At 69.9% G+C, this 19,882-nt stretch carries 14 protein-coding genes; 9 read left to right on the forward strand and 5 right to left on the reverse strand.

Annotated features, from left to right (window positions below; all coding sequences use genetic code 11):
- The first annotated feature begins 229 nt into the window (after positions 1–229).
- The 3 genes from IE157_RS03690 (at position 230) to IE157_RS03700 (ending at position 4,732) form a co-directional block, all read left to right on the forward strand.
- A complete protein-coding gene (locus IE157_RS03690; RefSeq protein WP_193519128.1) occupies positions 230–2,893 on the forward strand; it encodes an excinuclease ABC subunit UvrA in 2,664 nt (887 codons plus the stop codon).
- A gap of 244 nt (positions 2,894–3,137) precedes the next feature.
- Positions 3,138–4,460: a VWA domain-containing protein gene (locus tag IE157_RS03695; protein WP_193519129.1), complete on the forward strand. Its 1,323-nt coding sequence runs from the start codon at positions 3,138–3,140 to the stop codon at positions 4,458–4,460.
- Positions 4,461–4,531: 71 nt separating this feature from the next.
- Positions 4,532–4,732, forward strand: a complete 201-nt coding sequence (locus tag IE157_RS03700) for a hypothetical protein (protein WP_193519130.1) — start codon at positions 4,532–4,534, stop codon at positions 4,730–4,732.
- Between the two features lie 147 nt (positions 4,733–4,879).
- Here the strand turns inward: IE157_RS03700 and IE157_RS03705 are convergent, their stop codons facing one another.
- Together IE157_RS03705 and IE157_RS03710 are read right to left on the reverse strand one after the other, a co-directional pair.
- Positions 4,880–8,488 (reverse strand): bifunctional proline dehydrogenase/L-glutamate gamma-semialdehyde dehydrogenase, encoded by a 3,609-nt coding sequence (locus tag IE157_RS03705; RefSeq protein WP_193519131.1) that lies wholly within the window; start codon positions 8,486–8,488, stop codon positions 4,880–4,882.
- A 134-nt stretch (positions 8,489–8,622) separates the two neighbouring features.
- Positions 8,623–10,713 (reverse strand): glycoside hydrolase family 15 protein, encoded by a 2,091-nt coding sequence (locus tag IE157_RS03710; protein ID WP_193519132.1) that lies wholly within the window; start codon positions 10,711–10,713, stop codon positions 8,623–8,625.
- A gap of 192 nt (positions 10,714–10,905) precedes the next feature.
- Between IE157_RS03710 and IE157_RS03715 the strand changes: the two genes are divergently transcribed.
- The 3 genes from IE157_RS03715 (at position 10,906) to IE157_RS03725 (ending at position 13,012) form a co-directional block, all read left to right on the forward strand.
- A complete protein-coding gene (locus tag IE157_RS03715) occupies positions 10,906–11,379 on the forward strand; it encodes a DUF805 domain-containing protein (RefSeq protein ID WP_193519337.1) in 474 nt (157 codons plus the stop codon).
- A 331-nt stretch (positions 11,380–11,710) separates the two neighbouring features.
- Complete coding sequence (locus tag IE157_RS13160) at positions 11,711–12,466, forward strand: metal ABC transporter solute-binding protein, Zn/Mn family (RefSeq protein ID WP_449768863.1); 756 nt, start codon at positions 11,711–11,713, stop codon at positions 12,464–12,466.
- Positions 12,467–12,730: 264 nt separating this feature from the next.
- Positions 12,731–13,012 (forward strand): hypothetical protein, encoded by a 282-nt coding sequence (locus tag IE157_RS03725; protein WP_193519133.1) that lies wholly within the window; start codon positions 12,731–12,733, stop codon positions 13,010–13,012.
- Positions 13,013–13,051: 39 nt separating this feature from the next.
- On the opposite strand, the gene IE157_RS03730 is transcribed toward IE157_RS03725, so the two are convergent.
- Positions 13,052–14,902 (reverse strand): NAD(P)/FAD-dependent oxidoreductase, encoded by a 1,851-nt coding sequence (locus tag IE157_RS03730; protein ID WP_193519134.1) that lies wholly within the window; start codon positions 14,900–14,902, stop codon positions 13,052–13,054.
- A 586-nt stretch (positions 14,903–15,488) separates the two neighbouring features.
- Between IE157_RS03730 and IE157_RS03735 the strand changes: the two genes are divergently transcribed.
- The 3 genes from IE157_RS03735 (at position 15,489) to IE157_RS03745 (ending at position 18,548) form a co-directional block, all read left to right on the forward strand.
- Positions 15,489–15,806: a metal-sensitive transcriptional regulator gene (locus IE157_RS03735; protein ID WP_193519135.1), complete on the forward strand. Its 318-nt coding sequence runs from the start codon at positions 15,489–15,491 to the stop codon at positions 15,804–15,806.
- An 86-nt stretch (positions 15,807–15,892) separates the two neighbouring features.
- Entirely contained in the window at positions 15,893–16,102 is a 210-nt protein-coding gene (locus IE157_RS03740; protein ID WP_131332128.1) for a heavy-metal-associated domain-containing protein, read from the forward strand.
- Positions 16,089–18,548, forward strand: a complete 2,460-nt coding sequence (locus tag IE157_RS03745; protein WP_193519136.1) for a heavy metal translocating P-type ATPase — start codon at positions 16,089–16,091, stop codon at positions 18,546–18,548. Before IE157_RS03740 ends, IE157_RS03745 begins: the two co-directional genes overlap by 14 nt.
- A gap of 147 nt (positions 18,549–18,695) precedes the next feature.
- Here IE157_RS03745 and IE157_RS03750 read toward each other — a convergent pair whose 3' ends face one another.
- Complete coding sequence (locus IE157_RS03750; RefSeq protein ID WP_144997462.1) at positions 18,696–19,145, reverse strand: hypothetical protein; 450 nt, start codon at positions 19,143–19,145, stop codon at positions 18,696–18,698.
- An 80-nt stretch (positions 19,146–19,225) separates the two neighbouring features.
- Positions 19,226–19,867 carry a hypothetical protein gene (locus IE157_RS03755; RefSeq protein WP_318281291.1) on the reverse strand — a complete coding sequence of 214 codons (642 nt, stop codon included), beginning with the start codon at positions 19,865–19,867 and terminating at the stop codon, positions 19,226–19,228.
- Positions 19,868–19,882 lie beyond the last annotated feature (15 nt).

The following is a 19,882-nucleotide window of genomic DNA, read 5'->3' on the forward strand; positions in this document are numbered from 1 at the left end:
ACGTCCTTCCCATGGTGCTCAATCGGGGCGAGCGCGGCCCCGGTCCGGGTCGCTCTGCGGGGCGTTCGAGCAGCACTCGACCGCGCCCCGTGGTGATGGGCGGTCATGCGGCGCCCGCGGGGATGTCGACGGTGTTGACGACGCTGTATGGCTGGTTGTCCCCCATGCCGGACACCGCCGAAGGGCAGGCCCGCTCCGCCTGACGGAACCCCCGGGTAGCGTGGACTAGGTGACTACTGAACAGAACGGCACCGCATCCTGGCAGCACGGCGTGGTGGTGCGCGGCGCGCGCCAGAACAACCTCCGGGACGTCTCCCTGGACCTGCCCCGGGACTCCATCGTGGTGTTCACGGGGGTGTCCGGCTCGGGGAAGTCGTCCCTCGCCTTCGGCACGCTGTTCGCGGAGTCGCAGCGACGCTACCTGGAGTCCGTGGCGCCGTACGCGCGCCGGCTGATCGACCAGGCGGGTGTCCCGGACGTTGACGTGATTGAGGGGCTGCCGCCCGCCGTCGCGCTCCAGCAGCAGCGCGGCGGGGGTGGAGCGCGCTCGGACGTGGCCACGGTGACCACGCTGTCGAGCCTGGTCCGGATGCTGTACTCCCGCGCCGGCTGGTACCCGCCGGAACAGGCCATGCTCTACGCGGAGGACTTCTCCGCGAACACCGTGCAGGGCGCCTGCCCCACCTGCCACGGGATCGGGCGGGTCTACGAGGTCACCGAGGACACCATGGTCCCGGACCCGTCGCTGACCATCCGCGAGCGCGCTGTCGCCTCCTGGCCCGTGGCGTGGGCGGGGCAGAACCAGCGGGACATCCTGGTCTCCCTGGGCTACGACGTGGACACACCCTGGAAGGACCTGCCGAAGAAGGACCGGGACTGGATCCTCTACACCGAGGACCGTCCCACGGTGGGCGTGTACCGCGGGCTCACCCCGAACCAGACGCGCAAGGCCCAGGAGGAAGGTGCGGAGGCCACGTACCAGGGCACGTTCATCGGGGCGCGGCGCTACGTGCTGGACACCTTCGCCAACGCGAAGAGCCCGAGCACCAAGAAGCGCGCGGCCCAGTACCTCACGAGCGAACTGTGCCCGGAGTGCCACGGCAAGAAGATCAAGCACGAGTCCCTGTCCGTGACGTTCGAGGGCCTGGACATCGCGGAGTTCTCGCACCTGCCGCTCGCACGCGTGGCGGAGATCGCGCGCTCGGTGACCGCGGAGGACTGGACCCCGGGTGAGGCCCAGCACCTGGAGGACCACATGCTCGACGCCGAGGCCCGCGCCGCCTCCACCGCCTCGCGGGTCGCGGAGGGAGGTGCCTCGCACGACGCCGCCCCGGACGTCCGGCGCACCCCGAACCTCTCCGTGGAGAAGCGGGCCGCCGCGCAGCGCCTCGCCGCGGACCTCGTAGCGCGGCTGCAGCCCATGATCGACCTGGGCCTCGGCTACCTCTCCCTGGACCGCACCACGCCCACGCTCTCCGGGGGTGAGCGGCAGCGGCTACGGCTGGCCACCCAGCTCTCGTCCCAGCTCTTCGGTGTGGTCTACGTGTTGGACGAACCCTCCGCAGGTCTGCACCCCCGGGACCTGGACGCGCTCATCGGGATCCTGCACGGACTCAAGGACCGCGGCAACAGCCTGTTCGTGGTGGAGCACTCCCTGACCGTGATCCACGAGGCGGACTGGCTCGTGGACATCGGCCCGGACGCCGGCGAGCGCGGCGGGCGGGCGCTCTACAGCGGTAAGCCGAGCGGTCTCGCGGACGTTCCCGAGTCCGCGACACGCCGCTACCTTTTCGCCGAACATGCGCCGTCGGCAGAGGCGCGCGAGCCCCGCACGCCGCAGGGGTGGCTGCAGCTCGAAGGCGTCACGCGCAACAACCTGCGCGGCCTGGACGTGAGCCTCCCCGCTGGGTGCCTCACCGCCGTCACCGGCATCTCCGGCTCGGGCAAGTCCAGCCTGGTCAGTCAAGCGCTGCCGGTGCTGGTGCGCGAGCGGCTGGGCCACGGCGGCCAGGAGGACACGGAGATCACCGGGGACCCGGAGGCGGACCTGCTGACCGCCGACGACGCCGCGGACGAGGTGCGCGGGCACGTCGTCTCCCTGCCGGGGAGCGTGCGGCGCGTCGTCGTGATCGACCAGAAGCCCATCGGGCGCACCCCGCGCTCCAACGTGGCCACCTACACCGGGCTGTTCGACGCCGTCCGCAAGCTCTACGCGGCAACCGACGAGGCGAAACGGCGCGGCTACAAGGCCGGGCGGTTCTCGTTCAACGTGGCCGGCGGTCGCTGCCCCACGTGCGAGGGCGAGGGCAGCGTGATGGTGGAGCTGCTGTTCCTGCCGAGCATCTACGCACCCTGCCCGGACTGCCACGGCACCCGCTACAAGGCCGAGACCCTGGAGGTGCTGTGGCGGGAGCGCTCCGTGGCGGATGTGCTGGCCATGAGCGTGGACGAGGCGCACACGTTCTTCGAGGGCGAGGACGCCATCCACCACACCCTGGGCGTGCTGCGGGACGTGGGACTCGGCTACCTCCGGCTGGGCCAGCCCGCCACGGAGCTCTCCGGCGGTGAGGCGCAGCGGGTCAAGCTCGCCTCCGAGCTGCAGCGGGCCTCGCGCGGGGACACCCTCTACGTGCTGGACGAGCCCACCGCCGGGTTGCATCCCTCGGACAGCGACCGGCTCATGAACCATCTGCAGGGCCTGGCGGACGCCGGCAACACGGTGGTCATGGCCGAGTTGGACATGCGCGTGGTTGCCCAGGCGGATCACGTGATCGACATGGGCCCGGGTGCCGGCTCGGACGGCGGGCGGGTGGTTGTCGCGGGCACTCCCGCCGACGTCGCGGCGCACCCGGACAGCGCCACTGCACCGTACCTGCGGGCCGTGCTGGGCTGACCCGGCGGTCGGGCCGGGTGGTCTGCACGGGCAGGGGGATGGCCCGGCCCCAGCGGCGGCGCCAAACGGCGTCATGCCGCCGCGGCGTTGTCGAAACCTCGTAATGTTGTCCCCGGGGAAGACGTCGTGTGTGCCACCTCACCACGGCGTGGGGACGCACCGCGGCCGCATCACTGCGGGCAGCGGGCTGGCTGTGCACCACCGCCCGCAGGGGCCGTGACGCACGAGACGGGGGAACACCGAGATGACCGATCCTGGAACGCACCGGCACCGCGGAGCGCACCGCGCCGAACGCCGCGGGCCGAGCGGCACGCTGCTGACCTGGCTGGCCCTGGGCCTGGTGGCCGTCCTGCTGCTGCTCGCCGCCGTCTTCCTGATCCCGCGCGGGGACGACGCCGCGAGCGAGAAACCCTCGGACGCGGCCTCGAGCGCCGCGTCCGGTGACGCGAGTACGGCGGGTGGGGAGCCCGTCGTCGTCGCCCGCGCCAAGACCAGCGCGACCACCTGGTCCGCCGTGCTGCAGGACAACAACGTGGAGCTGGGGCGCCCCCAGGAGGACGCCGGCACGCGCGAGCTGGTCTCCCGTGCGCTGGGCGAGGCCGAGAACGGGCGCGCGGATAAGGCCGCCACGGACGAGGCCCTGAAATTCCGTGCGCGCACGGAGGGCGACGCCGCGCCCGTGCGCAGTGCCGACGAGCGACTCGAGCAGATCGTCAAGCACTCCACCGCGGCGACCACCGCCAGCCCGAGCCCACTGAGCCCCGCCCTGGCCGCGGGCGCGGCCTCCGGCGCCCCGCCGCGCAGCGCGACCGTGGTTTCTCGCGCGGAGTGGGACGCCTACCACTCCCGTAACGCGGACACGGAACTCGTGGCGAGCACCCCCGGCGATGACGCCCCCACCGCGGACGACGCCGCCCTGCAGCAGGCGCTCGCCCAGTGGCAGCACCTCGCGGAACCGTTCCACGCACTCGTGGCGATCGACGCCTCCGGGTCCATGGGCGAGAAGGTGGACCAGGACGGCTCCACCCGCATGGATCTGACGAAGGCCGCCGCCGCGACCGCCGTGGGGCTGTTCCCCGAGCACGACGCCCTCGGCCTGTGGACCTTCCAGCGGCACCTGGACGGGGACAAGGACTACCGCTCCCTCACCCCGGTGCGCGAGCTCTCCGCGTCGGTGGACGGCGGCACCCAGCGGGACCAGCTCTCCCGGGACGTGGAGTCCCTGACCTACGCCCCGGACGGCTACACCGGCCTGTACGACACCACCCTGGCCGCCTACCGCGAGGTGCTCCACGAAGACGCCCCCGGGCATCTGCGCACGGTGATCGTCCTGACCGACGGCATGAACCACGACCCCGGCTCCATCTCCCTCGACAACCTGCTCACCATGCTCAAGGACGAGCAGGACCCGGACAACCCCGTGCGCGTCATCACCGTGGGCATCTCGAAGGACGCGGACGCGGACGTCCTGAAGCAGATCGCGGAGGCAACGGGCGGCTCCTCGCACGTCGCCCGCACCCCGGAGGATATCCAGGACGTGTTCGTGAAGGCGCTCACGAGCGAGTGACCCGGTCCTCCGGCAAGCGCCAACCCGTTCGGCCAATGCTCCCGTGCCCTGGCCCTCGGTACCGTGGAGACATGAGTGCGCAGGCCTCACGACGGACCCGGCTCTACTTCCCCGGCGCCCTCCTGGCCGTGCTGGCGGCGACTCTCCTCACGTTCACCGACGTCGCCTGGCGAGGTCTCATCGGGTGGGCCCTCCTGCTGGTGGCGGTGCTCGTGATGGTGACCGGTGGGCTGACGTGGCGGCAGCAGAAGGAGAACACCAGGGGGCGGTGAATCTGAGGCGCGAAACGCCCCGAGGCCGGGAACCGCACCGTGGGCCGGGGAGCGGCGCACCGGGACCGCCCCTCACGGCACGAGCCGCGCCCCCGTGAATCGGGAGCGCGACTCGTGCCGTGAGGCGTCAGGGGCGACGCCACCGGGTCACCGCACCAGCTCGTCCACCACCCGCTGCATGGACTGGCTATGGTTGCCGAAGCGGTGCATGGTGATGGACACGGCCTGCTCGGCCAGCATGTACATCATCTCCACGCGCCCGGCGCCCACCACGTCCTCGGTGATCAGGGCGATGTCCGGGTGCTCGGCGCGCACCGCGTAGAGGTCCTTGAGGTCCTCCTCGGAGCCGTCCCACGGGGAGATCACGCGGACGCGGGCGCCGTGGCGGACGTCCAGGGCGGCGTCGTCCAGAGCGCGCAGGTCCGAGAGCTGACCCAGCGGGCCCAGGGAACCGGTGCCCAGGGCGTGCGCGAACCCGGCGTCGGACGCGGGGTTGAGCACCGTGGCGAACAGCCCGTGCACCGCGTGCGGCAGCGACTCCGCGGCGCTGAGGACCACCTGCGAACCCGAGCGCACCGCGGCGAGACCCACGCGCAGGACGTCCGTGAGGGACGCCCCTTCCTGGGCGCGCACCACCACGGTGCGGGGGCGGTAGCGGAACAGGTTGGCCTCGCTGAGCAGGGCCGTGGGGTCCTTGACCTGGCCGAACTCGCGCTGCCACTCGGACTGGTCGGACTGCGCGGCGCGGCGCAACCACACGAGGTCCTCGTCCGAGATCAGCGGGGTCACGGCGTCCAGCGCGCGGTGCACGCGCGGGTCCAGGACCCATGCACCGGCCGCGCCGCGGTCCGTGCTCGACTCCGAGAACGGCGCCCGAGTCCACCGGCCCAGGGAAGCCAGGTAGTTCGGACCGCCGGCCTTCGCGCCGAGGCCCACGGAGGAGCGCTTCCAGCCGCCGAAGGGCTGGCGCTGCACGATCGCACCCGTGATCCCGCGATTGACGTAGAGGTTGCCCGCCTGGACGGTGTCCACCCAGCGCAGGATCTCGTCCGCGTCCAGCGAGTGGATGCCCGCGGTGAGCCCGTAGTCCGTGGCGTTCTGCAGTTCCACGGCGTGGTCCAGGTCCTCCGCGGCCATGAGCCCCAGCACCGGCCCGAAGCACTCGGTGAGGTGGAAGAAGGACCCCGGCTTCACACCGGTGCGGATCCCGGGACGCCACAACCGTCCGGTGTCGTCCAACTGCTTGGGCTCGATCAGCCATTCCTCGCCGGGTTCCAGCTGGGTCAGCGCCCGCAGTAGCTTGTCGCCGGGCTGTTCCACGGTGGGGCCCACGCTCGCCTGAAGGTTCACGGGCCAGTCCACGACCATGGAGGACGCCGCGTCCACGAGCTGACGGTGGAACCGCTCGGACGTGGCCACGGACCCCACGAGGATCCCGAGCGATGCCGCGGAGCACTTCTGCCCCGCGTGACCGAACGCGCTGGACACCAGGTCCCACACCGCCTGGTCACGGTCCGCGCTGGGCGTGATCACGAGCGCGTTCTTCCCGGAGGTCTCGGCCGTGAGGGGCCGCGCGGGATCCCACGACGCGAACAACTGCGCCGTCTCGTACGCGCCCGTGAGCACCACGCGCTCCACGTCCGGGTGGGAGATCAGCTGCTGACCGGCCTCCCCCTCCACGGGGGCCACGAGCTGCAGCACGTCCCGGGGCACACCGGCCTCCCACAGTGCTTCACACAAGGCGGTGGAGCAGCGCCGCGATTCGGGCGAGGGCTTGTGGATCACCGCCGAGCCCGTGGCCAGGGGCGCCACCGTAGTGCCCATGGGGATGGCCAGCGGGAAGTTCCACGGCGGGGTCACCACGGTCACGGCGTGCGGCACGAAGTCCCCGCCGTCCACGGCGGCCAGCTCGAGCGCGCGCCGTGCGTAGTAGCGGCAGAAGTCCACCGCCTCGGAGACCTCCGGATCGCTCTGCCCCAACACCTTGCCCGTCTCCGCGCCGGTCACGGCCATGAGGTGACCGCGGCGCGCGGCCAGGATGTCCCCGGCGCGGTTGAGGATCTCGGCGCGCTCGCGAGCGGACGTGGCGGCCCACCGCTGCCCCGCGGCCTTGGCGGTGGCGACGACGTCGTTCACGGCCTCGACCGCATCCCCCGAGTTCTCCTCGACGTCCCGCAGCAGCTCGGGGACCGCCAGCGATGCGTACCACTGCAGGTCCCCGATGCGTTCGGCGATCTCCTCCGCCCACTTCTGGTTGGCGGGGACGGAGACGTCCGTGTCCGGTTCGTTGCGGAACGGCTCGTCCAGGGGGATCGTGGGGGTCTCCCCCGCGGTTTCCGCGCGGCGGTCCTGCACGCGCCGCGGATCGAGCGACTGGGGATCGTCCTCGAGGTCAGCGAGCGCCGCCCGGAACCGGGCCTCCTCGCGTTGGAAGACCCAGTTGTCCGGACCCAGGTCGAAGATCCCGGACATGAAGTTCTCGTTCGCGGAGTTCTCCTCGAGCCGCCGCACCAGGTAGGACACGGCGACGTCGAACTCCGCGGGCTTGACCGCCGGGACGTAGAGCAACAACTGGCCCACGTCCGTGGACACGGCCTCGCTCTGGGAGGTGGCCATGCCCTGGAGCATCTCGAACTCGATGCGGTCGGTGACACCGCGCTCCGCCGCGAGCAGGTGGGCGAACGCGATGTCGAAGAGGTTGTGCCCCGCGACCCCCAGTCGCATACCGCGCATGCGCTCAGGGTGGAACAGCCAGGTGAGCACGCGCTTGTAGTTGGTGTCCGTGGCCTGCTTGGACTCCATGGTGGCCAGCGGCCAGCCGTGCATTTCCGCGTCCACGTTCTCCATGGCGAGGTTCGCGCCCTTGACCAAGCGGACCTTAATCTGTGCGCCGCCGTCCGCGACGCGCTGCCCGGACCACTCGGAGAGCCGCTGGATGGCGCCGAGGGCGTCTGGAAGGTAGGCCTGGATGACGATGCCGGCCTCGAGGTTCTTCAGCTGGGGCTTGTTCAGCAGCCGCTGGAACACCTCGATGGTCAGTTCGAGGTCTGAGTAGACCTCCATGTCCAGGTTGATGAACATCTTGCCGGTGCCCTTGGTGGCCGCGGTCTCGTACAACGGCAGCAACCGCTCGACCACGCGCTCGGCGGTGCGGTCGAAGCCCCAGTGGGACAGTTGCGGTACCACGGAGGAGACCTTGAGGGAGACGTAGTCCACGTCCTCGCGGCGCAGCAGGCCCTCGGCGTCCGCGAGGTGCTTCTTGGCCTCGTCCTCACCGAGCACTTCCTCGCCCAGCAGGTTGATGTTGAGCCGGTGCCCGTGCAACCGCAGGGCCTTGACGGACTTGCCGAACGGGCCGGGGCGGGCATCCACGACCATGTGTCCCACCATTTGCCGCAACCGGGTGCGTGCCGCGGGGACCACCACGGAGGGCAGCACGCCGGACAGCGCCGTGCCCGCCTGGATCTGGGCCCGGTCCGTGGCGGGCATGGACTGCGGGGTCAACGTCGCAATGTCCTGCAGGGCCTTGGCCGCAGCCTTGGTGTCCTCGGTGCGGACCACGCGGTCCACGAATCCCACCGTGAACTCCAACCCGTTGGGGTCCTGGAGCACGGCGGCCAGACGGTCCTCCGCAGGATTCTTCTGGGTGTTCTTCCGCTGGTTCTCCTGCGCCCTGAGCAGCCACGTGCGCACGAGGTCCACGGCGGGATCGGCGAGGGCGTGAGGATCGGTTCCGGTATTGACGGTGCGTGCCATTGCAGCGCCTCCAAAGTCTCGGCCCGGGAAGGGTGCCGAGGCAATCCCTCGGCCACCAGCCGAGTCTCACCGGGCCCGGCGTGGCTGGTCCTCACACGCTATCGTGATCCTCACCACGGCGAAGAATCGCGGGTCTACGACCGGTCGGACTCCGCCTGCAGGATGTCCAGCACCCGGATGAGGTTCAGGTGGGCCTCCACCTGCGGGAAGTTGCCGGTGGCCCGGCGCTGGGACGGCGAATAGGTGGAGGGCAACAGACCCAGCTCGTTGGCGGTGCCGAGCACGAGATCCGTGAGTCGCGTGGCGTCCCCCGTGTGACCGCACAGCGCCAGCTGCTCGGCCAACTGCAGGGTCGCGGACACGGACGGCACCGACTGCCCCGCGAAACCGTCCTGACCGATCGAGGACGCGAACGCCTCGGCGTCGTCCAGGTCGGTGAGCTGCGGGAGGTTGCGGTAGCGGTGCAGCAGCCCCGATCGGTCCGTGAGCTCCTTGCGGATGCGCGCCACGGTGCCGAGCATGCGTTCGTCGTCGTAGGCCACGAAACCCACCGTGGGCAGCTGCAACAGGGAGGCGTCCACGTCCGTGGAGCCGTAGTACTGCACGAACGAACCCACCTGGGGGTCGTAGCCGTTGGTCCAGATCTCGTGCGCGAGCTGGTCCCGGTGTTCCTCCCACGTCTCCACGTCCCCGGGCAGCCCGTGGATCCGCACGGCGTCCACGCCAGCCTGCAGCGCGGCCCACATCATCACGCGCGAGTGCGTGTAGTACTGGGGTTCGCCGCGCATCTCCCAGACGCCCTGGTCCTTCTCCTCGTAGTTGGCCACGACGGCGCGCAGCAACGCCTGCTGCAACGGCCAGGACAGGTGATCCTCCTGCACGCCGCGCCGGCGCAGCATCTCGAACACCCGCAGCACGTGACCGGCCACGTCCGCCTGGTAGTGGTTGCCGGATGCGTTGCCCTCGCGCACCGGGCGCGATCGCTCGTAACCCGGCAGGTCCACGAGGCGTTCGCGGATCTGTCCGGAGCCGTCCAGCGTGTAGATGTTGGAGGGGTTGTCCACGTCCCCGGCCACGGCGCGCAGCAACCAGTTGCGCAGTTGCGCGGCCTCCCGGTCGTGGCCGTGGTCCAGCATGATCTCCAGCGCGGAGGCCACGTCCCGGGGCCACGCGTGGCGGTGGTCCCAGTTGCGTTCCCCGCCCAGCACCTCCGGCACGGACGTGGTGTCCGCGGCGATCAGTCCGCCCGTGGCCTGGTGCATGAGCCCGCGCACCACGAGCAGGCTGCGGCGGATGATGTCCTCGGGGGCATCCTGGGTGCTCGTGAAGTGCACCGTCTCCTGGGCATCTGCGTCCGCCGGGCGATCCCCGTGGCGCCCCACGTCCCGGCCTGACGCGGGCTCGCCCGCGTCTCTCCTTTCCGCCGCCGACGCCGCCCACGCGCCGTCGTCCCCGTCCTCCGGGAGTTCGGGGTCCGCGGTGGAGTCCGTGAGCGGATCGTACGGTTCGTACAGATCCGTCCACTCCTGCCACAGGTTCAGCGTGGCCGTGAGGGTCTCATTGACATCCACCGCTTCCGGCGGGACGCCGTGGGACGGGAACCACGTGAGCGTGAAGTCCCTGGTCTGGCCTGCGGCCACCGTGAAGGAGCCCGCATGGCGCCGCTTGCTGCGGTCCGGGTCCGCCTCCGGCAGCGGGTCACCGTGGAACACCACGGAATCGGGGCCGGCCATGCCCACGAGCACGGACTCCGCTACCGCGCCCTCCTCCGATTCCTCCTCGAGCACGTCGAAGCGGCTCAGCCACGGGACCGACGAGCCGTAGTTGAAGCGCAGCCGCAGGTCCTGGAACATCTCGACCTCGCCCGTGAGGCCCTCCACCCGGCGGATCAGTTCCGTGCGGGAGTTCAGGGGCATGAAGTCCGTGACCCGCACCGTGCCGGTGTCCGTGGTCCATACGGTGTGCAGCACGAACGTGTTCTCCGCGTAGAACCGCTCCACCGCGGTGACGCCGGGCAGGGAGAGGTCCACAGCGGCGTCGTCGTTGACCGCGCAGTACGGCGCCAGCAACCAGCGGCCGTGGTCCGGGGTGCCCAGCAGCGCCGCGAACAGCGCGGGCGAATCGAAGCGCGGGACGCACCACCAGTCCACCGAGCCATGACGGGAGACCAACGGCCCGCTGCGCATGTTGGAGAGCAGGGCGTAGTCCTCGATCTTGGAAGCCATGGACCCAGAATCCCATAAACGCCCCCGGCGGCTCACGCCGCACGGAACTCTGGCCGTTCGGCCAGTGCCCGCTGGGCGGGTCCCCGATACCGTGGATGCTCCATCCAGTTCCGTCCGACGGCTCCGGGGCCCGGGCCCCCTCGACCCGGCGGACGCCACCGCGACCGATGCAGGAGGACACCACCCGTGACCATGCCCTACCAGCCAGCGTTTCGCGCCACCCAGCCCGGCGAGCGCGTGGGCCCCCTGAAGGCCCTGCGCAACTTCTTCGGCAGGGGCTTCCAGTTCTCCGGCCGCGCATCCCGTTCCGACTACTGGTGGATCGCCCTGTACGCCGCGCTGCTGTCCTGGGGCGGCAACTATGCTGACGACCACAATTACTTCAGCGGACCCCTGACCGACGGACCCGAGTGGATCGCCGTGGTCTACCTCGTCCTGGCCCTCGCGCTGCTGGCTGCTGCGATCCTGTGCGTGGTCTTCGGGATCGCGCTGTCCGTCCGGCGACTGCACGACGCCAATCTCTCCGGGCTCTGGTACCTCCTGATCCTGGTCCCCTTCCTGGGCGCTCCGGCACTGCTCACCCTGGCGCTGCTGCCCCCGGACCCGCGGGGCGTGCGCTTCGACAACCAGCTCCTGCCGCAGGCACCGGGCGCGGGCCCTCGCTGAGCGGTTTCTTCAGCCACAGCACATGGACGCACAACGGGCCCGGCAGCACCATGCGGTCAGTGCCTCCCCACTGCCACCCGGTGGCGCCACACCTCGCAGCGCGTGCCCAGCACCCGCCCCGCCCCTCAAGTTCGACACACCGAATATGTACGATTCAACATGGCGGAGGTGCGTCCTGGTGGGACGTCGGCTCGGGGGGAGAGCAGCGGTGGTGGCCGTGGTCGGAGTGCCGGTCCTGAGCGGGTGCGCGCAGTCTGGAGGCGCCGGGCGCCTCCGGCGCAACAAAGTCCGGCAAACCCACGGTCCTGGCCGCCTTCACGGTGCTCGCGGCATGGCCCGGGTGGTTGGCGGTGAGCACGTGACCGTGGAGTCCGTGACCAGGCCCGGGGCGGAGATCCACGACTACGAGCCCACCCTCACGGACGTGGGCAAGGCGTCTGGTGCCCAGCTGGTCCTGGACAACGGGCTCGGCCTGGAGGGCTGGCTCGGGCAGTTCGTAGCCTCGGCCAACGTGCCGCACGCGGTGGTCTCCGAGGGCGTTCCCACGGTGAACATCGCGGACCAGCCCGGAACACCCAATCCCCACACCTGGATGAGCCCTACGAACGGGCAACGCTACGTGGACACCATTGCGACCGCCCTGAGCGACCTCGATCCCGAGCACGCCGCGCAGTTCCGGGAGAACGGCGACAGGTACAAGGAGCAGCTGGACGAGGTCCGCACGGACCTACGGGAACGGCTGGACCGGGTCCCCGCGAACCAGCGCGCACTGCTCACGTGCGAGGGCGCCTTCTCCTACTTCGCGCGGGACGCCAGACTGAGCGAGCATTACCTCTGGCCCGTGAACTCCGATACAGGAGGCGGGTCCACAGGAACTGCGCTCGGCGATCGACACCGTGCGGCAGAACCACGTCCCGGCGGTGTTCTGCGAGTCGACCGTCTCGGACCGGCAGATGCAGCAGGTGGTCGAGGCCACGGCCGAGGTAGTGACGGGGTCCTCGGACCACTCCCCCAGGTTCTAGATGGCCCGCAGGTAGTTCTGGTGGCTCACCGAGAGCTTCGCGACCGACATGGTGGGAGACTCTAGCAAGGCAGAGAACCTCTCACCGAGCAACCGGACGTCATGCAGGCGCTCCACGGTGCGTCCTGGCGCGAGAAGTTTATGTCGTGTGCATACACTCCGGTAGACCACCCGCTTGGGTGGAAGTCACACTACCCTGTCACCGCCCCGCCAGGCGGTTTACAGGTGGAGCGGAGGGCCTGCCTGCTGCCCCCTCATGAACCGACGTCGAGCCCCCTCGGGACGACCGCCGTCGACCCCTCTTCCCCCGTTCCCGCCCGCGTACCGGGCGTGCCGCTCGACGCCGTGGCCCGCGCCGCCACGAGGGGCATCCAGATCTACCCCTCCGTGGCCTCCGCGCAGTTCAGCATCACTGGCAGCCCTCGGGCCCCCGAGCTCACTGTCACACTGGTCTTCACTCCCGCCCTGGAGAACCAGCGGATCAAGGACGAGATCCGCTACGAACTCATCCCGGGGCTGGAAGTCATCATCGGCGCCCCGTTCGCCCGGGTGACGCTGGACTACACGGATGCAGCGCCCGCCCTCACCCCGGCGCCCGAGACCACCGCCTGACGGAGTGGGGGGAGCCGCCCTTCGACCCTTTTCTCGCGGTCACCGCACATGGTGCGATTCCTGCAGCTGATAGACGGGCGTGTCCATCCCCAGCTCCCGGGCCTTGAGCTGCAGCGCGAGGTACTTCGAGTAGTGGCGGGACTGGTGCAGATTGCCACCATGAATCCACAACTGCGGCACCGCTGTGGGCTTCCACATGTTGCGCAGCTCCCCTTCCCAGGGACCGGGGTCGCGGGTCGTGTCCGAGCCGTACCCCCAGCACTTGCCCACCGCGTCGGCAACCTCCGGCGAGACGAGATCCGCGAGCCACGCGTTCATCGAGCCGTACCCGGTCGCATAGACGAGCAGGTCCGCGGGAACCAGCCGGTCGCCGTCGACGACCACCCCCTCCGGCACGATCTTGGTGACCTGACCGCGCTCCAGCTGGATCCGGCCGTCGATGATCAGCTGCGATGCACCCACGTCGATGTAGTACCCGGATCCGCGCCGCAGGTACTTCAAGAACAGGCCTGAGCCGTCCTCGCCGAAGTCCAACTCGAAGCCGGCGTCGGTGAGCGCACGGTAGAAGTCCGCGTCCCGCTCAGCCATCTGCTCGTACACAGGAATCTGCGCAGCCGGCAGCAGCCGGTACGGCCACGAGGCGAAGAGCATGTCGGCCTTCTCCGTGGTCACCCCATTCTCCAGGGCCTCCTCCGAGTAAAGCGCGCCCAGCGCCAGCTCCCGCAGGGAGTCGCTGCGGGAGATGTGCGTGGAGGAACGCTGGATCATCGTGACCTCGGCGCCCTTCTCCCACAGGGCCGCCGCGATGTCGTGGGCCGAGTTGTTCGACCCGATGACCACAGCGTGCCTGCCCTCGACGTCCTCTTCCCCACCCGTGAACTCGGAGGAGTGACCCTGCCACCCGGCGAAGTCATCGGCGCCCTCGAAACGGGGGATGTTCGGGTAGCCGGAGACACCCAGCGCGAAGACGAGCTGGGTGGGGTGCAGGACGACCTCCTCGCCACGGCGGTCCACCCGCACGGTCCACGTGCCCGTGCCCTGGTCGAACTGCGCGCCCAGGCACCGTGTGCCAGCCCAGTAGTCGAGTTCCATGATGTCCACGTAGTGCTCGAGCCAGTCCCCCATCTTGTCCTTCGACGGGAAGATCGGCCAGTCGTCGGGGAAGGGCAGGTAGGGCATGTGGTCGTACCAAACCGGGTCGTGCAGGTGCAGCGACTTGTAGCGTTTGCGCCACGAGTCACCCGCCCGCTCGTTCTTCTCGACGACAATCGTCGGCACGCCGAGACGTCGCAGCCGCGCGGCGAGCCCGATGCCACCCTGACCCCCGCCGATGATCAGCACGTACGGCTGCTCGTCGAAACCGAGCCGGGCGTCCCGCTCCGCCCGGGACTCCTTCCACGTCTTGCGTCCCCGGGTGATCTCGTGGGTGACGCCGAGCTCACGGCGGGGGCCCTTCTTCTCCTCGTGCCCCGTCAGCTCCTGCAGGGTGGTCAGCAGTGTCCAGCAACGCCCGTCCACGAGCCTCAGGTGAGCCCAACCACGCCCGGCGGCGGTCATGAAGTTGAGCCATGCCTCTGCGTTCTCGGCCGTGCCCGATGCGGGCTCGGCGAGCTGCCAATCGTGCGGATCGACCGTCGGCAGCTGGGCCTGGAGCATCGCCGCGATCTCATCGAAGTCTTCGAGCGTCTTGAGGTTCCATGTGAATGCCACGAAGTCACGCCAGTAGCAGTCCTCGGCGAAGAGTTCCCGCAGCGCGTCCTCGTCGTGCGCACGGAGTGCCCGGTCGAAGGCGGCGAGCCACTTCTCGACGGCGCTGCTGGCCGCCTGCGGATCATCACTCACTGCGGAGCTCTCGCCGGGATCGGTTGCATGATCGTGGGTCTGAGTCATGTCACTTCCTAATGTGGCTGAGCTATGATTTGTGTCACACTAGCGCGCTTCACCCGCGGACAACACCGTGCAGGACGAAAGCCCTGGGTCGCCACGATCTCCAGCGATCCGGTCTGCCGACCGTGCGTCCGGATCTGCGAGTGGATGACGACGACGCCGCCCGCACCGCGAAGCCCCATGGCACCAAGGCGTGCAGAGGCCTGCCTCCCAGAACACGGGAGCCTCGAGGTTGGCCCGGGCGGCCCTCACTGCACGTCGGCACCGTTGACCGCCCCGGTAACGTGGGGGTTTTTTGCATAACGAGCCCCTCCGGCACAACGGGACCGTCGCGCGACGAGATCACACGAAGGCCGGTGCGCCCCCGGCCTGACTCCGGCGGTCACGCCAACGACCCTCACGCCCGCCAGCCAACAGTCCCCCCATGGACCCAGCCCGCCCTGAGACCCGCCGGGCGCGCGCGGCCACCGCCACGGCCAGCACAACCGAGAAGACCGACCTGCTGCGCACCTCGATGCGCACCGTCCTGCACCCGCACGTGTCCACCAGCACATTGCGACAATACCCCCCTAGGGTATAACTTTGAGGCATGAGCGCTTCCGAGACCCCGTCCCCCGGCTACACCCAGGACAAGGCGGCCTACGCCCGGCGCCTCAAGCGCATCGAGGGTCAGGTGCGCGGTGTGCAGCGGATGATCGATGAGGACACCTACTGCATCGACGTCCTCACCCAGATCTCCGCTATCCAGTCCGCCCTGAAATCCGTGAGCCTGGGGCTCATGGAAGAACACCTGGGGCACTGCGTCAAGCACGCCGTGGAGGCCGCCCACGACTCCGGGGACACCTCGGACATGGACGCCAAACTCGCGGAGGCCAACGCCGCGATCGCGCGGCTCGTTAAGAGCTGAGCGGGCGCCGTCGGCCCACGCCGCGGCCACCAGGACTTCGGGCCGTACGGCCCGGCAGGAAAATCACGAGCATCGAGGAGAACCCCATGAACACCACCGTCAACGTTTCCGGCATGACCTGCGGACACTGCGTCGCCTCCGTAAAGGAGGAACTGGCCGAGGTTCCCGGTGTCACCTCCGTGGCCGTGGACCTCAACGCCGGCGGCGTCTCCCCCGTGACCATCGAAAGCTCGCGCGAACTGACCTCGGACGAGATCTCCGCGGCCGTGGAAGAGGCCGGGTATGCCATCGTCTGAACCGGCCATTGCCGAGCCGCGGGTGCACGGGCCGCTGCGTGATCTGGACCTGCAGATCACGGGCATGACGTGCGCGTCCTGCGTTGGGCGGATCGAACGGAAGCTACGCAAGATCGACGGCGTGGATCCCGCGGTCAACCTGGCCCTGGAGTCCGCGTCCGTCAAGGTCCCCGGGGACGTCTCCGACGAGCAGATCCTGGACACCATCCGCAACGCCGGTTACGGCGCCGAGATCACGGGTGGGGACCGCGCGCAGCGGGCCTCCGCTCCTGCCGCAGCGCCCGGACAGGCCGACGACGCCGCGCGGCCGGGTAGGCGGGCTACGACGTCGTCGTCCCGTTCGGCGGCGGAAACGAACGGCGCCCCCGCGAACGGCGCACCCCCCGAGGGGAATGACACCACCGCGCAGGACGACGAAGAAGCCCGGCGCACCGAGAACGAACACCGCGACCCCGCACTCGAGACCACCCCCGCGCAACGGCGCATGAGCGACCTCAAGAAGCGGTTCATCGTGGCCGCGCTCTTCTCCGCGCCGGTCTTCGTGATCTCCATGGTCCCCGGCGCGCAGTTCCCCCACTGGGGCTGGGTGGCCGCGCTGCTGACACTGCCCGTGGTCACGTGGGCGGCCTGGCCTTTCCACAAGGCCACCGCCGTGAACGCGCGCCACCTTTCCACGACCATGGACACCCTGGTGTCCCTGGGCGTGACCGCGGCCTACTTGTTCTCGCTGGGCCACCTGCTCGTGGAACCGGATATGACCGCCCACGCCGATCCAGGCATGGCCATGGACATGTCCAGCCATCAGCTGTACTTCGAGTCCGCGGCCATCATCACCACGTTCTTGTTGCTGGGCCGCTGGCTCGAAGCGCGCGCCAAATCCCGTTCGGGTGAGGCACTCAAGGCGTTGCTGGATCTCGGCGCGCAGCAAGCCACCGTGGTGGATGAGGACGGCACCGAACGCACGGTGCCCGTGTCCGAGCTGCGCGTGGGGGACACCTTCACGGTGCGCCCGGGCGAGAAGATCGCCACGGACGCCCTGGTCGTGGAGGGCGAGTCCGCCGTGGACGCCTCCATGCTCACCGGGGAATCCGTTCCCGTGGAGGTGGGCCCGGGGGATGAACTCACGGGTGCCACCGTGAACACCACGGGTCGTCTGCTGGCGCGGGCGACCCACGTGGGTGCGGACACCGTGCTCGCCTCCATGAGCCGAACCGTGGCGCGCGCGCAGGCCACCAAGGCCCCCGTGGCGCGTCTCGCGGACCGGATCTCTGCCGTGTTCGTGCCCGTGGTCATGGGTATCGCGGTGCTGACCTTCGCGATCTGGTGGCTCGTGTCCGGGGAACTGAACCAGGCGTTCGTCGCGGCGGTCTCCGTCCTGGTGATCGCGTGCCCGTGCGCCCTGGGTCTGGCCACCCCCACGGCCATGCTGACCGGGACCGGGCGCGGCGCTCAGCTGGGCATCCTGATCACCTCCGCGGAGGTACTGGAGGACACCCGCTCGGTGGACACCGTGGTACTGGACAAGACCGGGACCGTGACCCACGGGGACATGGCGGTGACCACCGTGACGCCGGTGAACTCGTGGTCGCGGGATCAGGTGCTGGATCTGGCCGCGGCCGTGGAGAGCTACTCCGAGCACCCGATCGCCCAGGCAATCACCGCAGCCACGCCCCACCGCTACGAGGTCTCCCGCTTCGAGTCCGCCCCGGGCGGCGGCGTCAAGGGGTACGTCCCGGACGGCATGAACGCGCGCGCCGTCGTGGTGGGCCGGGAATCCTGGCTCACCCAGAACGGGATCCGGCTGACCGCGGACGAGTCCGAGGCCCTGCGCCGCGCCCGCGAGGACGGTTTCACCACCATCCTCGTGGCCGTGGACGGGCGCGTGGCCGGGTTCATCGACCTGCAGGACACCGTGAAGGACGAGGCCCCGGCCGCGATCGCGGAACTCCAGCGGCTCGGGCTGCGCCCGGTGCTGCTCACGGGGGACAATGCCGCCGTGGCCCGTTCCGTGGCCGCCCACGTGGGGATCGCCCCGGAAGACGTGATCGCGGACGTCACCCCGGACGGCAAGGTCCAGGCCGTGGAAGAGCTACAGTCGCAGGGCCGCGTGGTGGCCATGGTGGGTGACGGCGTCAACGACGCCCCCGCCCTGACCCGCGCGGACCTGGGCATCGCCATGGGTTCCGGCACGGATGCCGCCATGCAGGCCGCGGACATCACCGTGGTGCGCAGTGACCTCACGGCCATCCCGCTGGCGATCAAGCTCTCCCGCCAGACGCTGCACATCATCAAGTCCAACCTGTTCTGGGCGTTTGCCTACAACACCGTGGCCATTCCGGTGGCGGCCCTGGGGTTGTTGAACCCCATGATCGCTGGCGCCGCCATGGCGTTCAGCTCGGTGTTCGTGGTGCTGAACTCATTGCGACTGAAGCGGTTCGCGCGCTGAGTGCGCTCGACGTGCCGAACGGCCGCACGGCGCGGGTCATGCGACCAGAGCCGCACGGCAGGGGTGCCACGACATGAGAGAGCGAGGCCCCGGGGAACCAGTGGTTCTCCGGGGCCTCGCTCTGTATGGGAGCCCTACATGCTGCGGTCAGCGAGCGCTCGAGCCCGGCTCCTCACCCTTGGTGTCCGGGCGCACGCGCTGACCGAACTGGGGTTCGTCGGTGGTTGCCGCCCCCGCGGCACCGGCGGTACCGGACGACGTCGCCGCCGAACCTTCCCCGCGCGTCTGTTCGGCCTGCCGGCGGGCCTTGTTCTCCGCGTACAGCTTGGCGGAGGATCGGTTCACGCCGGTGCCCTGACCGAGCTCTTCCGCGTTGGGCTTCTCGAGCAGCATGAGGGTCGCGCACACCACCACGGAGGCGATGAACGCGATGCCCGCCGCGATCAGGCCCAGGCCCATCCGGGCGGCGTTGTCCGTGCCGCCCGCTGCTACCACGGACACCACCACGAAGGCCACGACCGCCAGAACGGCCGAGATGATCAGAGGCCCCTTGATATCGGTTCTGCGCCGGCCATTGTGCTCAGTGCGCTGGGCCACGTGATTCCTCCTGGCGGTGGTCGGGGTGTGGGGCGGGGGTAGGGGATCCGCCCGCGAGTTCAACGTGTCAGTCTACGCGTTCAGGCCGTACGGCCTGGGTCCGTCAGGGCCTTGTCCGCTGCGCGCGCATCGTGGCGCAGGCTCAGTGCGGCGATGAGCTGGGTGACGCCGATGATGATGGCCGCGCCGCCCACCACACCAAGTTCTGCCTTGGTTCCGAGGGTCTCCACGAGCACCATACCCGTGGCCGCGAACACGGTCACCACGCCGCACAGCGTCCAGTCACGACCCAGCGGGAACTGGCCACGGAAACGCATGCCCAACACCAGTTCGGTGATCCCGCACAGACCCAGGATCACGGCGGAGAACAGGACGAAGAGCCAGTCACTGCTCGCGACCACCGCGGTGAGCACCCCGCCCAGGACGTACAGCACACCGTAGGACTGCGGGATGTTCCGGCTCGGGCCCAGGTCCACGTCCTCGCGGCGGTTCAGCCGCAGCTGCAGGAAGATCGCGGAGACGCCCGTTCCCACCAGGAAGAACGCCATGACCCACCGGCCCGCCCCGAGGGACGGTTCCTGCCAGAAGACGGTCACCGCCGCGAAGATCAGCGCCACCACGGCGCGCAGCAGGGTGGGTCCCCACAGGTCGTGGCGCACGTCGGCCCCGCGGGACCTGCCGCGGTCCTGCCCGCCGTGCGGTGCGGAAATCTGTTGGGGCACGCCGAGAACTCCTGA

It is taken from the genome of Kocuria marina, assembly GCA_014652975.1.
Lineage (GTDB): Bacteria > Actinomycetota > Actinomycetes > Actinomycetales > Micrococcaceae > Kocuria > Kocuria marina.

Coding starts and splice junctions, on each gene's coding strand:
- IE157_RS03745 (WP_193519136.1), top strand. CDS start 16,089: ATGCCATCGTCTGAACCGGCCATTGCCGAGCCGCGGGTGCACGGGCCG.
- IE157_RS03715 (WP_193519337.1), top strand. CDS start 10,906: ATGCCCTACCAGCCAGCGTTTCGCGCCACCCAGCCCGGCGAGCGCGTG.
- IE157_RS03705 (WP_193519131.1), bottom strand. CDS start 8,488: ATGGCACGCACCGTCAATACCGGAACCGATCCTCACGCCCTCGCCGAT.
- IE157_RS03700 (WP_193519130.1), top strand. CDS start 4,532: ATGAGTGCGCAGGCCTCACGACGGACCCGGCTCTACTTCCCCGGCGCC.
- IE157_RS03695 (WP_193519129.1), top strand. CDS start 3,138: ATGACCGATCCTGGAACGCACCGGCACCGCGGAGCGCACCGCGCCGAA.
- IE157_RS03730 (WP_193519134.1), bottom strand. CDS start 14,902: ATGACTCAGACCCACGATCATGCAACCGATCCCGGCGAGAGCTCCGCA.
- IE157_RS03710 (WP_193519132.1), bottom strand. CDS start 10,713: ATGGCTTCCAAGATCGAGGACTACGCCCTGCTCTCCAACATGCGCAGC.
- IE157_RS03735 (WP_193519135.1), top strand. CDS start 15,489: ATGAGCGCTTCCGAGACCCCGTCCCCCGGCTACACCCAGGACAAGGCG.
- IE157_RS13160 (WP_449768863.1), top strand. CDS start 11,711: ATGGCCCGGGTGGTTGGCGGTGAGCACGTGACCGTGGAGTCCGTGACC.
- IE157_RS03740 (WP_131332128.1), top strand. CDS start 15,893: ATGAACACCACCGTCAACGTTTCCGGCATGACCTGCGGACACTGCGTC.